Genomic DNA, 13,623 nt, shown 5'->3' with positions numbered 1-13,623 from the left:
CCTTAGGTCAGTGCGGTCACCAGGCCGACGACGCCGCCCACCACCGTCACGCACACCGTGGCCATCGCGATCACCTGGCGACGCTGGATCCGCAGATCCTCACCAGTGACACACGTGGCGATGCGCTGGTACAGGTCCCGGATACGGGACTCGTGATCCTCTTGCTTGGTCAACGCGACGTCGAGGCGAGTCCGGATCTCAACTAGCAGATCCCGCGTTTCGCGATCATCAGGCACAGCACGTCTCCCTCGCTTGAGCTACTCGGGCCATGGCGCGCCTGCGATACTTCCGGTGTAGGACCGTGACGCGTCAATGTCGGAATCCGGATATTCTGACCTGAGCCAATTCACCATGGCGTCCGCCGCAACCTCGGCCATAGTGTGCATCGCTTCCCCCGAAGTTCCGGAACCTATCTCGAACACCACGGTCCAGCTCGTGATGTATGGAGGATAGTCGCGGGTGCTGAACTGGTACTCTACTTCGGTCGCTCCCTCAGGAGTGGGCATGGTGCCTCGTTTCTATTGGACGCGCGTGTAGAACGATCGGGTACGCAGAATTCCACGCAGAATGGTGGGAGTGCTGGAGGAACTCCACTGGGCGAACTGCAACGTCGCCGTCCCGCTCGCTCCGCCCACCTGCAGAATCGCATTTTCGTGAACCGAGTTGAAGTTGTCTACGTGCGTTCCCTCCGCCCGCATCTCCGTGGACGCAGACGGGGACCGAAGAATCACATTCCCACCGGTGTTGAGGTCTTCATCGTTGTCAGGATCCTCCAGGGAATACGCTGCGGTGACGCGCGGCATCGCCGTCCCCGTCGGCACATCCCAGGACCACCGAAGCCCGCCGGCGCCTGTCACCTGGGTGCTGGCTGCGGAATAGGCGATAACGGTGTACACCCAGTAGGTCGCCCCTGCCTCTACAGGGATACTGACCTCGGTCGGCACCAGGGTGGTGGAGGATTCCACTTCCTGGTTAGCTGCCTGAACCACTTGGCGAGTGCGGGATCGGTTCAGGTCGTCAGCGGTGATTACCTGTCCCGCGAACCACGGCCACGGCATAGTTTTCCCCTATTCCTAGTTAGAGTGCGATGGTCGCGGGTGTGGCAAGCCCGATTTCTGTGCCCGCATCGTGTGTTTTCGAGACCCCGTTGATGGACCGGGTCACCGTCATCCGCTGCGGAGTGACCAGCTCCACGAGCTGGTACCGCATCGACGGGTCCGTGCCCGAGTAGCCGCTAAACGTCGACGTGCTGAATCCGATCTGGCCCGCGGTGAGGGGGTCGGTAATCTCCCGGTCGATGTGCCACTCGGGAGGTTCTTGGTAGCTGGTATCCAGCTCAGGTCCGATCGATTCACCCGTGGGCGGGGTTATGGTCCAGGCGCGGGCCAGCACGCGGTGCCCGATGATGCGGGTTCGCACCCAGATGCGATCGTCCAGGTCAGCGCTGGCGGCGTAGGTCAGCAGCGGCAGGTCGACCGTCCCACCGACCTGGCTGGTGCCACGGGTGATCGACACCGATACCGTTTCATCAGCGTTCAGATGCACGCGGCACCGGTAGTAGTCGGTTCCCCCTTGGTACCGCAGCAGCAACGACGGCAGCTGCGACGAACCAGATGACACCTGGTTGGTGCGAACGCTCCACAGCACCTCGCAGTCAGCGATGTCGGTTCCCAGATCGAGACGCTGCACTCGGATCGTTTCCGTCGACGCGTTGAGCTGGACGAACCCGTACTGCGAGGAGTCGCTGGTGCCGATGGTGGTATCAGCCACTGTGGTGTCGATCCAGGCGTGCCCGGACTCGGACGTGCCCCACGTGTCGGCAGGCCGCGCGTCACGAAACAGGTCCCACCCGGCTGGCTCGGACCTGGTGACCCGCACTACCTCGCCAGCCAGACGTAAGTCGACCGGTATCTGCTGCGGATGCGTGAAGGTGGGGCCATCGGAGTTGATCCACCGCGCCCCCTGGTCGCCGCGTTCGTTCTGCACTGTGTGCACCACGAACTCGGTGTCGTCCGCTCCCACCCCTACAGCCAGCTCGGAGCCGGTGGTGTCAGCACGGTTCGGAGCGTTCGTGCCGGGGTCGGCGCCGTCGCTGATGATGGCCTGATCCACCCACAGCACATCTGTCGAGGCTGGGGTGTCCCGCTGGTTGATATACCACTGCAGCCGGTGTGCGTCCTCGGGAGCGACAGCGGACGCGGTGAGCTGGGTCCACTCCTCGGCCGGAATGGACGTGCTCGGCAAGATGAAGGGGAAGCTGATGCTAGTGCCGTCGGCGTCGAACCACTGCACGCTCATGTCCACGTCGTAGCCAGCGGCCGACCGCACCCACACGCTGAACTCGTACTCGATCCCGGCGTACACCCGCGGGGAGTCCTCCATCCGGGTGAGGATCCGGGCGTTGGACGATGTGCCGTCCGGCTCCATGCGGCCCGCGTACTGTCCCCGGTAGGCATGCTCGCGCGTGCGGGTCACCGTGGAGCCCACTGCCCGCCACCCGTAGATCGTGGTCTCGAAGTTATGGTTCGAGTTCAGGATCAGATCCGGACCGACTTGAGCCACCTGCGTGCTCTCGGCCGGAGACGCGTTGTACGTGATCTCCCACGAGTCGAGATTGATCGTCTCTTCGTAGCCCTCGGCGATCAGGTCGATCTGCTCGGGCGGCAAGAAGCTGGGCGGGTTGTCGATGGTGACCCGGTCGCCCACGTCGAGACGCGCGACATCGGGCCGCAGCCCTGCCCGGGTCCGGTCCGTCAGGTCCACGGTCACCGACGGGTACCGCGCCTTATCGACCGTGCCCTTGTGCACATGCCATCCCGCTTGGGACGGCAGCTGGTCATCAGAAGCGACATTGAATGTCTCGCTTCCGGTGTAGCGGCCGACTCCGTTCGGAGGGTCCTGGACACTGACCGGGCCGTTCTCGCGCTCGTAGCGCACCTCCCCACCGTCTTGCCGCGACGCGGTGAAGTCGTTGGTGAGCTGCTGGTCATCGTTGGTGGGTTCCAGCGGCGGGCTGACGTGGCCAGCCTGATAGTCCAGCGCGATGGTGCGTGGCTCCACATGGGCATACGCGGTATGGGACCGCCACACAGCATCGTTGATGTAGCCCGTGCCGTGCAGCGCGATCGTGTGGCCACTGTCCTCCACACGGACAGTTCCGTACCGTTGGCGGCCCGGGCTTTGCCCGAGGTCGTACTGCCCTTCGGGTGTATCGCTGAACCCGGAGTCCATGCTGGCGAACATGAACAGCGGAAACCCGCCCCACGGGTTGGCCGGACCGGTGGACATGGACAGCGCGTGTTTGTCTGCCTGCAGCGCGACCATGCTGTTCAGCCACCCATGATCGCCAAGCAGCTCCACCAGCTCTTTTCGTTCCTGACGGAACCGGCGGAACGAGTCGTGAGAGTATCCCCCGCCGCTGTACGACACCCCGATGTTCTGCTGATCGCCCTGGTCACTCAGCCACAGGCTCGGCACGATCCACACCAGCGCCTGCGCGTCACTGTTGCGCAGGACGCGTTCCATCCAGGACTTCTGGCCGGACCCGAGCATCGTCTTCGGACTACTGGGGTCGTCGTCGAAGTCCGCGTTGGGGTCGCGATAGGCGCGCACATCGCACTGCACGAACAGCACCCGCCCCCACCGCCACGACTGGTAGATCCCCTCGGCCCCATCCCCCGCCGGCAGCCGGTAGTGGGGCGCAGACTCGCGGTACACCGTCAGCGCAGGGTCGCGGCCCGGCGAGGTGCTGTCGGTGTTGTTGTCCATCAGGTCGTGGTCGTCTTGGGCGAGCGTCATGTTCACGCTGCGGAAGAACCGTCCCTGCCGCGCCGAAGCGCCCTCCGCGCCGTTGTAGGTGAGCACGTCGTCATAGGTGTCGCGGAAGTGGGACGCGTCGGTGGACTCGCCGTCGCGGTAGAAGAAGTCACCGAGGTGGCAGAAGCCCAGCCAACCCTCGGACAAGGCCCTGTTGCGCATGGTGTCGAATACCGGGTTGTTGCTGACGCCCGAGGTGATGTAGGAGTCATCCCCATTACCCGTCAGCCCCGCGTCGCCGGCCACGGCGAAGATGAAGTTGTGCGGCCGCCCATCATCCGGTGGTGCGGTGAGGAACGTACCGTCGAAGTCGGTCTGCTCGACATCGTCGATGACCCACCGGTAGTAGTAGCGCGTATCCGCGTCCAACCCAGTAGCGTCGATGCTGACCATGTCCACCGAGTCAGGGGACACCGGCCCGTAGGTGACGGGACCAGACATGTCCTCTTGCTCTGACACCAACAACTCCGCGGAGCTGTCGGTTCCCTCGACGCGGGCGCGCACCCACACCGACGTTGGCGTCGCCGCCCCATGCCAGGTCCACACCACGCTCACGCGTCACTCCTCTTCTGGTTGTAGCGGCTGCGGTTGGTGCGGTAGATCAGCGCCACCTCGTCCCGCGCCTCGTGTATAACCCCGTCGTCGACGAGCTCAGCCTCCCGGATGATCTCCAGCGGGCCGGCAGTCTGCTGAGGCCCCATCGGAGGAGTGGCCTCCAGATCCCCCACCGCGCGGAACGGGGTCTCCTCCTCGGACAGGACACGCTGGATACGGACTCCGGCGCGCTCCCCCTGGTGACCGTTCATCGCCTGGGTCATGTCCAGCGCTGTGGGTGGGGCTGGCACTGCCCCTTCGTCCCAGATGGTGATATGACCCAAGGCAGCATGGTCGTGAGCATCAATGGACTCGTCGAGGTCCCACTGGTACTCAACCCGCGCAACTGGCCGAGGGGCTGTGTGGCCTGAGGTGGTGTCGTTGGCGAGCAGAGTGCCGTCGATGTAGATAGCCCAATCGGACTCACCACCGCCGCTGTCCGTGACGCGCACCCGGACGTGCCGCGGCTGGGTATCGAGGAAAAACCGCGGCTCTGTGACGGTGGCCAGGCTGGTCAGGGAGGGAGGCGTCCCGTCCTCAGGCAGCAGACGCACCCCTAGGGTGATCTCCTCAGTCCCAGCGTCGAATCCGAGCTGCCACTCCTGGGTTTCGCCGTCGCCGGAGTGACGGGAGTGGATCACCAGCGTGTCGTCTCCGCCAGCGCCGGACCGCACCAGGTCCACCGACCATTCGTTGCTGACGTCATCACGGGAGGACCGACCGGTGATCTTCCCGAAGTCCCCAGTGGTCTGGGAAACGTTCTCCAGCCATGGGGCCAGGCCACCCGCGCGCCAGTCCATGCGGATGCGGACATAGTTGATGTTGCCGCCGGGAAACGGCCCCGCGAGCGGAGCCATGTCGTAGGCTCCCACGTCTGGGGACGCCAGCACCGCGGACTCACCATCAGTGAGTGGCCAGTAGGTGATGGGGTCCTGGGAGCGGATGTAGCGGCGCAGCGCTGACCGCGCTGGTGGTTCGCCCTGATTGAGACGCCGGAGCGGCCCGGACGCCTCGATCGGGATCGTGACGTCCGCTTCGGAGACGTCCCACCTCAACGGCCATTCCGCTATCTCACCGGCGAATCGCCAGTAGATCGTACTGCTGTCCGTCGAGGCGATCCCCACCCGCAGTGACGTGTTACGGCCGAGCTGCTTGTAGTGCGGGCTCTCCGGGTGGTCCGGTGAGTACTTCCCGGACCGGTTGTCGAGCGTAAACCTACAGCTGGACGCGTCCGCCGTGCTCGCCTCGTCTGACCGGCCACGCTGAATCTTTACATCGCCCGCACCCCCGGCGCGCACATCGTCGGTGATCTCGGTCCACTCGCCCGCAGCGATCTGGAGCTGAGCACGCAGGGTGATCGGCAGGCTGACCGAGGGGTCCGGCTCCTCCTCCGCAGCTAGGAGTATCGCGGTCGCCGCGATGTGGCCGCTCACTCCTGCGGTGAGCGTGTGCGCCTCAGTTGGCCCCTCACCCGGCGTCTCCCACGCGGAGATGATGCCGCGCGGTAGGTTCGTGATCTCGGTCAGCGCGCCCGGCCAGCTCTTGCTGGTCTCCGCGTCGTGGAACCCGTAGGCCACCAGGGCGTCACCGGATTCGGCCTGCAGGACCGGCAGGTCGATGGTAGAGGCGGCGTCGCTGCTGACTACCTCGTGCGACCGGACCCCCGACACACCGCGCCACGCGAGCAGGTTCAGGAAATGCCAGTGTTCACCGCTCCACTCAACGGTGTAGTCGGCAGGCTCGCCGTCAGCGGTGCGGGTGAGAACGTACGTGGCGACGTCGGCGCCGATAACATCTTCGGTGAGAACTGCCCACCCACTGGGCAGGCTGACGATCTCGTCGAAATCGTTCGCGCTCGCGAGCATCAGCAGCCGGTCGCCATCCTCGACCCCGTCGGGCAGGGCCACGGTGGCCTCGGTGACGAAACCTCCGGCGTCGGTGGACCCCACCAGGGAGATCATCGGCGCCCCCCATTGCCCAGGACGGTCTGCACGTTCCCGCCCTTGATCCGGATCTGCTTACGCAGCCGACGCAGCTGCTCCTCGTCGTCGCCATGCAGGTAGAGGTGCACCTCGGCGGGCTCCTGCTCCCGATCGACACGCTGCAGCGGCTCGGGCTTCCCGGTCCGGTTGTTGAGCAGGTTGAGCCCCGGCGACAGGGTCGCGCCTCGGTCGGCCACCACACCACCGCGGGATTTACCACTGGCCGTGCTGTCACCAGCGACCGGGGCGAATCCCCACCGGCTGGTGAACATGCCAGCTCCGGCACCACGCGCGGACGTCCCCACCCGCACGCCCTTGCCGCCGCCGGCGGCCTCTACGTTTACCCCCATCAACGTGCCGGCCTGGTGGCCCACACCAGAGTGCGTGTTGCCGATCATGAACGGGCTGCGCAGCCCACGCTCCCAGCCGGCCGGGCCACCACCGGAGAAGTTGTGCGTGGTGTAACGGCGGCTGTATGGGTGAGTCCCGCGGATCTTGTTCTCAATAGCGGCCATGAACCCGCTGCAGTCGTAGCCGTTAGGTCCGACACCGCCCCACACGTAGGGGTCGCCGTGCTGCTTGCGGGCGAACCGCGCGGCACGCTGCAGCCGCTCTGATGCGCTCGCGAGCCCGACCCACGAGTCGGCGCCGCCCATGGACGCCCACTCATCATCGGCGTCCTTGAACGCGTCGAGGGCCTTCTCCTTGATGAGCTTGAACGCGTGGTGCGGGATGCCCTCGAAATTGTCGCCGGTGCCGAACTTGCCCTTGATCTTGTCGCTCAAGGCATTGAACGGCTTGGTGGCCCACTCCTTGGCCTTGCCCGCGATGTCGTCCCACTTGTCGGAGATCCACTCACCGACCACACCACCGCGCGCGAAACCAGCCTGATTGGCGAATGTTCCGGTGCCGTCCCGTGGGGCCTGGCCGAGGCCCGCCCGGTTGGTCTGCTCCGACAGCTTGCGCACCGCGCCGACGCCACCGCTGTTGCCGACCGCGTTGAGCGAGTGGACGAATCCCGGGCCGAGCCCCCTGACAACCTCCGGCACCAACACACCCTCACCGGATCGCATCGGCGTCATCACATCGTCGCGCTTGGCCGACTGGTAGCCGGGGACCACACCACCACCAGCGAAGCCCTTCGGGACCTGGGCCTTGCCCAGCTTGCTGATGCCGGGAACCTTTTCGGCGACCTTGTTCCAGAGCTTCCGCAGACCCTGGTTGTAGACGGTTTCGATCGCGAACTCAACCGGGGTCTTCGCCACCGACTTGAGTTTGTTCCAGGCTTTCTTTACGCCGTCCTTCGCTTTCTCGAACGCATCGACGGATTTTTCTTTCAGCGTGGTGAGCGCGTCAACGACCCGATCGCGTAGTGAACGGGCACGGTCCGTCAGCCAGGTGCGGATGGTGTTCCAGATCGACCGCGCCCTGTTCCTCAGCGCCACGAATACCGCAACAGTCCGGTCACGTAGGTTCAGAACGAAGTTGACGACGCGTAGGACGAGGTTGCGCCATACCCATATAGCGATGGCGCGGATCGCCCGGAATATGGTCTTGATGATCGTCTTCATAATCGTGAAGTGCATCTTGATCGCGGCGACCAAGTTCGGGATTAGCGAGTTTCCGACCAGCCAGTTCCATAGCCACTTGAATGGCGTCACGATGCCGGTGATGAGACCGGAGACGAGGCCCTTCAGGATGGTGACGGCGCCCTGGAAGATGGAAGTCACGGCAGTCCATACCCCGGAGAAGATCCGCCGGACGCCGTCCCACATCCGGCGCCAGTCGCCGGTAAACAGACCGATGAAGATATCCAGCACCCCGGAGATCACGTCGAGGGCTCCGGAGAAGATGCCGGTGATGATCTGGAATGCGCCCTTAACGATTCCAGTGATGATCTGGAAAGCACCTTTAAGGCGGGCGACGAACACATTCTGAATGAAGGAGATGACCGACATCACGGTGTCGCCGTGGTCATCCCACACAGATTGGATGATCGCGACAGCTATCTTGACGATCGTCGCGATCCGATCGAAGATCTTCTGGAATTTCGGCCTGATCTCGTTGAACTTGGCCATGACCGCGTTCCACGCGTCGATCGCGGTTTGCTTGATCGTGGGCCACATCTGCTTCCAGATGCCGACGAGGGCATCGATACCGGGTTTGAGCGCGCCCTCCCACAGCGCATTCCAGCCGGCCTGGATGCCGTCCCAGGCACCCATGACGGCGCCGCGGAACTGCTCTGACCGCTTCCACGCCAGGACGAGTGCGGCACCGAGCGCGGCGATCCCAGCCACCACCGCAGCGACGACACCGACGACCGGCGTCATCACAGCCCCGATCGCCCCGATCGCGCTGATCAGCGCCCCGACGACGATCAGCAGCGGCCCGATCACTGCGGCCACCACGCCGAGGATCACACCGAGCTTGAGCAGCCACGGGTGCGCCTTCGATACAGCCTGGGTCCACTCAGTGACCTTGCCGACAACCGAGGTGATCCATGACAGCAACCCTGAATCGGCGATCGCGATCATCAGACCCTCGAAGGCGCTCTTCAGCTCCTTGACGCCGCCCTGGAACCCCTCCATTCGGGTTTCCGCCATACGGCCTGCGGAATCTGCTGCGTCATCAGCGGAAAACTTTGCATCCTTCAGATGCTCGGTGGACAAGCCGAGCATGGTGGCGAACTTCTTGCCATGCTCGGCACCGAACGCCTCGGTCGCATCATTGAAACCAATGCCAGCATCCTTGGCGTCAATCAGGATCTCGGAGAGGCTGCGTACCGATCCGTCGGAGTTCTTCAGCGCAATATCGAAATCGCTAAACACCTCCGAGGCTTGAGAGCCCTCCGCCATGATTTCGCCGAGGATCCCAGAAAGACCAGTACCAGCCTCCTCAGCGCGAATACCAGCGTCACCGAACAGGCCCAGCGCAGCCGTGGCCTGCTCGACCTCCCAGCCCGCAGAGCTGGCCGCACCCGCGGACTTGGACAAACTCATTCCAAGCCCTTCGACGTTCACATTCGCATTACCTGATGCGAATGCGAGTGCGTCAGCTGCACGCTGGGATTCGGACGCCTCCATCCCGAACGCGGACATGACGTTCGAGGCGACATCCGCTGCGGCCGCCAGCTCCAGTTGACCCGAGGACGCCAAGTCCAGCACGTCCTCCATGCCGGAGAGGATCTGGGTGTTGTCCCAGCCGGCCATTCCGAGGAACTCCATCGCATTCGCCGCTTCGGTTGCGCTGAATGCGGTGCTGGAACCGAGCTGCTTGGCTTCCTCTTCCAGGTCGGAGAACGCCTCTCCTGTGGCGCCGGTCACGGCGGCCACGCCCTGCATGGCGCTCTCGAACTCTCCGGCTGTTGCCACCGCTGCCGTACCGATGCCGACCAGCGGCGCGGTGACCGAGGCCGACATGGTCTCGCCGACCCCGCGGACATTCGACCCGACCTGCTTCATCCGGTCGGAGAACCCGGAGACGTCCTTGACGGCGTCGCGGACACCCTTGCCGGACCACGAGCTGAATATGTTGAACCCGAGGCTGGTGACCGAGGCCATGCGTCACCTCCTTCGGCGTTATTCAGGTGTGGTTTCGTCGTTCCAGGGCCGCGGCACGTAGTCGATGTCCCGCGGCAGCGTGTGGCTCTTCTTCGGGTCGGTATTCGCCTGGCGGAACAGCAGTTGGAACCTGCGCAGCTCCTCGATCACCCCGGCCATGAGCTCGGTGTGGTCGTCCCAGTCGGCGTGGCCGCGCCCGCCGACCCGCACGGCGTGGGTCGCCGAATCGCGCGGGAGTCGGGAGACGAGGACGTGGAGCCGCCGGATGCTCATCTCGCCGCGGAAGAACGCGTTGAGCTGGTCGGCGTCGCGTGGGTAGTAGCGCGCGAGGTCGGCCTCGACGTCCTCAGAGTGCTCGCTCACCAACACGGCGAGCTGGAGCAGCTCGTCAGGGATCAGTCCTTCGAGTTCGAGGACTTTCCCTCAGACTTGCCGGTCAGCGACTCACCGAGGGTGCGCACCGCCTGCTCGAATTCCTCTTCGCTGATGTCAGCTTCTTCGAGCCGGTCGAGCTGCTCCTCGGCGAAACCGATCGCCTCGATCGCTCCCCACAGGTCGCCGGAGCTCATGCGGCGCATGAACTTGAACCGCTTCCACCGCTTGGGCAGCACGAGTTCGAGATTCTCGCCGTCGCCGGTGGGCACCTGGAGGACGTGGCGCCGGTCCTCGGCCTCAGCCTCGGCGGCCTCCGCGGCGTCCTCGGGTGGCTTGTCGTAGTCGATGTTGGTGATCGTGGCGTTCTGCTTGCTGGTCATCGGGTCTCTCCTCGGGCCATCTCGGGGCTTCCTTCCGGGGCTTCTCGGGTCTGAGTGAGTGGCCCGACCAGGGACCCGAGAACCCGGCCGAGCCACGCTTTACGCGGACTCCGCGTCCTGGAGCACCGACGCCAGCGACAACCACCCGTTGGCCATCTCGGTGTAGAGCTCCATCAGGCCGCGGTCTTGAATCATCTCGGCGTCACGCAGCAGCCGGGCCGCGGTCGCCAGGGCCTCCTCGCGGGTCGGCACCGGTGCTGTCACTGGCTGCCTCCCGCTGCCGCCACCTGCTCAGCGGCGTCATCGAGTACACGCCGGACGTTGGCTTGTACGTCGGGCTGCATCTCACCCAAAGGCTCCAAGAACCACGACCCGCCGGTCTGGTCGACCCACACGTCGCGATTACCGAACACCGGGTGACGCCACCCGCCGCCCCTGTGCCGGGTCGCCGAATCCAACCCGCGTGGGATCACACTCTGCTCGGCCTCGGGCATCGCGGTAACGATCCGCATGCCCTGCTTCGTGCTGGCCCGCACCCGTACACCGCGGGCCACCCGCCGGCGGAGCTGGCGCCGCTTGTGCGGGTGAGCCGAGGTGCCGCCGGAGACGCCTTTCACGGGCAGGCTTTTGACTTCGGACTTCACCCGGTCGGCGCCACTCTTGCCGGCCTTGCGCAGCTCGGCGCGGAACTTCGTTGGCAGCTTCTTGTCGACAGCCCGCAGCTCCTTGGCGACCCGGGCGACCTCGCGGCCCACCTCCACCTCAAGAGGAGGCGGGCTACTACGCGCCATCAGGACGTGGCCCGCGCGATGGAGCCCTGCGCCGGGAACGTCACCGAGATCTCGGACAGCTCACCCGGTGAAGCGTCCAACGGGGTGTACTCCAGCAAGATGCAGGTTCCGGAGTACTCAGGGTTCGAGGAGCCCACCGGGTCGCTCGTGGGCCGCACCACCACCGGAAATTCAGTCTCGTTCTCCTGCAGATCCGAGAGCGTCGCATCCACTGAGGCGAGCTCGAAGCTCTGCATGAACTGGATCTCGAACGAGTCATCGGCGAGCCCGTGGGCGCGCCGGGTGCCGCCGGACCCGAACGAGGTGGTTTCCACCTCGTTCTTGCTGCGGTTCACCGTGACCTGGTTCGAGTTGTCGGACAGCGTCACGCCGTCGACCTCGATAAAGCAGTCTTTCAGGACAATGGGCTTAGCCATCGCCGGCCTCCTTCACCTCTTGCTGCGGCCGGAGCTCGGCCGACGACTCGTCCTTGGGATCCGGGACCGTCTGGTCCTGGGCATGAGAAAGCCCCGCGCTCTGGCGGGGCTCTGCGGGCTTCTTCTTCGATTTGGGTTTCGGCGGCGGATCCGGATCCGGAGGTGGGGCGGGCTCCACATGGCCCGCACGCATCAACCGGGCCGCGTGGGACTCCTCCAGCTCCACCTGTTCGCCGCGCTTCTTCCCAAGAACCGGGTGCGGGCCGACCACCACATAGGTGCCGTACCGCGCCGGTTCCGGAGCCGGAGCCTCCGGGCGCCTCCTACGGGGCGGGGCCATCACAGCCTCACCACCGCACGTGTCACATCGGCCGTCGCCTCGTAGGAGAGCTCCGCCTCACCGTCGACGTTGCGATACACCGACAGGAGTGGGATCCACGCCTCCTCGGACGCCGCCACCGTGTACACCCGATCCGGGTAGTCCGCGCCGGACGCCAGCGTCCCCTGCCCCGCGATCGTCACGTCCACCGACGAGGCGGAAGCGTTCTTCACCACCAGCACGTTCGTGCTGCCCGTCTCGGCCGTGTCCGCGTTGTCAGCGGCGCCGAACGTCGGCGCACCACCGTCTGTGCTGATGGTGTGTGTCGTAATCAGAGCCATAATGTCCTCTCAGTTCAGTCACCGCGCCTGGACCTCGACGTGCACGTCAGCGCCGAGGTAGTCGACTCCGCCCCACTGGATGAGCCCGTAGTGGACCACCCCCGGCACGAGCGCGTAGTCGGCGATGTGGTCGCCGTCGAGCTCCAGGGCGTCCATGCGGCGTTCGATGGATTCCTTGATCGAGTTCTCACCTTCGGAGGCGAGGTAGGAGTCCAGCGCCGCCTGGCCGGCCTCGTTGTGCGAGGTGGAAACGGCCACCTTGATCAGGAAGTTGAACTTGTGCGCGGTGCGTCCGAAGCTTTTGTCGTACTCGATCGCCGGACGGCCGGTCGAGGTCTCGGTTCCGATGCCGGGCAGGATCGCCGCCGCCGGCGGGCTGATCTCGCCGGATACGTGCTCACGAACCCGCAGACCCTGGATCGTCTCCAGCCGAGCCGCCAGTACCTGGCGCACCGCCGACACTGAGGCCATCAGGTCCCCCTCGTCATCACGCCACCGCCACGGCCCGGCGCCGGTAGGGCGCAAGTATTTGGGATACGCGGTGGTTCTCTCGGATCCGGATCAGTCCCATCTCGGCGTTGCCCTGGACACCGAAGGGACTGTCCTTCATCTTGAAGATCTCGATCGCCGTCATCAGCGTGGCCTCGGTGATCGACTCGGGCACCTCAGCCCACCCCCACTGGGCGGTCACCTCCACCACGCCCGAGAAGTCCGCGCCGCGGATGCGCCAGTAGGGCCAGCCGGGTTCGCCGTCGACAATCCCGCCGAGCGGTTCCAGCGTGTGCGTGCCGGAGTCGTAGGGGTCTCCGTCGATCACCAGGTCAGTGGTGGTGTGGAAGTCGTCCACCAGCAGCAGCGTCGATGTGGTCGCCGCGAACTGGCGGTCGCTGGCCGTGGTCGACTTGTTGAACTGGCGCTGGCAGAACTGATTCACGCCCCTACTCGCGGCGGCGAGCGCCCCGTTGAGCGCGTCATCGTCCTCGGTATCGACGATGCTCAGCCGCGCCTTCAGCTCCGCCAGGCTGGCGTACGGGTCTCCGATGGCCATC

Annotated in this window: 14 protein-coding genes; all 14 read right to left on the bottom strand. The window is 65.2% G+C overall.

From position 1 onward, the window contains the following. Nucleotides 1-2 precede the first annotated feature (2 nt). The gene (locus tag FHX37_RS02500) at nucleotides 3-236 is read right to left on the bottom strand and encodes a hypothetical protein (RefSeq protein ID WP_141921856.1); all 234 of its coding nucleotides are present in this window, start codon (nucleotides 234-236) and stop codon (nucleotides 3-5) included. Nucleotides 237-518: 282 nt separating this feature from the next. After that, nucleotides 519-1,058: a hypothetical protein gene (locus FHX37_RS02495; protein ID WP_141921855.1), complete on the bottom strand. Its 540-nt coding sequence runs from the start codon at nucleotides 1,056-1,058 to the stop codon at nucleotides 519-521. Between the two features lie 19 nt (nucleotides 1,059-1,077). Next, a complete protein-coding gene (locus FHX37_RS02490; protein ID WP_141921854.1) occupies nucleotides 1,078-4,371 on the bottom strand; it encodes an alkaline phosphatase D family protein in 3,294 nt (1,097 codons plus the stop codon). Beyond that, a complete protein-coding gene (locus tag FHX37_RS02485; protein WP_170181486.1) occupies nucleotides 4,368-6,371 on the bottom strand; it encodes a hypothetical protein in 2,004 nt (667 codons plus the stop codon). Before FHX37_RS02485 ends, FHX37_RS02490 begins: the two co-directional genes overlap by 4 nt. After that, entirely contained in the window at nucleotides 6,368-9,952 is a 3,585-nt protein-coding gene (locus FHX37_RS02480; RefSeq protein ID WP_141921852.1) for a phage tail tape measure protein, read from the bottom strand. Before FHX37_RS02480 ends, FHX37_RS02485 begins: the two co-directional genes overlap by 4 nt. A gap of 18 nt (nucleotides 9,953-9,970) precedes the next feature. Continuing rightward, entirely contained in the window at nucleotides 9,971-10,315 is a 345-nt protein-coding gene (locus FHX37_RS02475; RefSeq protein WP_141921851.1) for a hypothetical protein, read from the bottom strand. A 32-nt stretch (nucleotides 10,316-10,347) separates the two neighbouring features. Next, the gene (locus FHX37_RS02470; RefSeq protein WP_141921850.1) at nucleotides 10,348-10,707 is read right to left on the bottom strand and encodes a hypothetical protein; all 360 of its coding nucleotides are present in this window, start codon (nucleotides 10,705-10,707) and stop codon (nucleotides 10,348-10,350) included. A gap of 99 nt (nucleotides 10,708-10,806) precedes the next feature. After that, complete coding sequence (locus tag FHX37_RS22700) at nucleotides 10,807-10,971, bottom strand: hypothetical protein (protein WP_170181485.1); 165 nt, start codon at nucleotides 10,969-10,971, stop codon at nucleotides 10,807-10,809. After that, nucleotides 10,968-11,498 (bottom strand): hypothetical protein, encoded by a 531-nt coding sequence (locus FHX37_RS02465; protein WP_141921849.1) that lies wholly within the window; start codon nucleotides 11,496-11,498, stop codon nucleotides 10,968-10,970. The genes FHX37_RS22700 and FHX37_RS02465 overlap by 4 nt, the downstream gene beginning before the upstream one ends. Then, a complete protein-coding gene (locus tag FHX37_RS02460; protein WP_141921848.1) occupies nucleotides 11,498-11,914 on the bottom strand; it encodes a hypothetical protein in 417 nt (138 codons plus the stop codon). Before FHX37_RS02460 ends, FHX37_RS02465 begins: the two co-directional genes overlap by 1 nt. Beyond that, on the bottom strand, nucleotides 11,907-12,254 hold the full coding sequence (locus FHX37_RS02455; protein WP_141921847.1) for a hypothetical protein: 348 nt from the start codon (nucleotides 12,252-12,254) through the stop codon (nucleotides 11,907-11,909). The genes FHX37_RS02460 and FHX37_RS02455 overlap by 8 nt, the downstream gene beginning before the upstream one ends. Then, entirely contained in the window at nucleotides 12,254-12,574 is a 321-nt protein-coding gene (locus tag FHX37_RS02450) for a hypothetical protein (protein ID WP_141921846.1), read from the bottom strand. The genes FHX37_RS02455 and FHX37_RS02450 overlap by 1 nt, the downstream gene beginning before the upstream one ends. Nucleotides 12,575-12,592: 18 nt before the next feature. After that, nucleotides 12,593-13,045 carry a hypothetical protein gene (locus FHX37_RS02445; protein WP_141921845.1) on the bottom strand — a complete coding sequence of 151 codons (453 nt, stop codon included), beginning with the start codon at nucleotides 13,043-13,045 and terminating at the stop codon, nucleotides 12,593-12,595. Between the two features lie 16 nt (nucleotides 13,046-13,061). Further along, the gene (locus FHX37_RS02440; RefSeq protein WP_141921844.1) at nucleotides 13,062-13,622 is read right to left on the bottom strand and encodes a head-tail connector protein; all 561 of its coding nucleotides are present in this window, start codon (nucleotides 13,620-13,622) and stop codon (nucleotides 13,062-13,064) included. Nucleotide 13,623 lies beyond the last annotated feature (1 nt).

The organism is Haloactinospora alba (genome assembly GCF_006717075.1).
GTDB lineage: Bacteria > Actinomycetota > Actinomycetes > Streptosporangiales > Streptosporangiaceae > Haloactinospora > Haloactinospora alba.
Note: the sequence above shows the minus strand (reverse complement) of the source record. Positions and strands in the feature narration are given on the sequence as shown.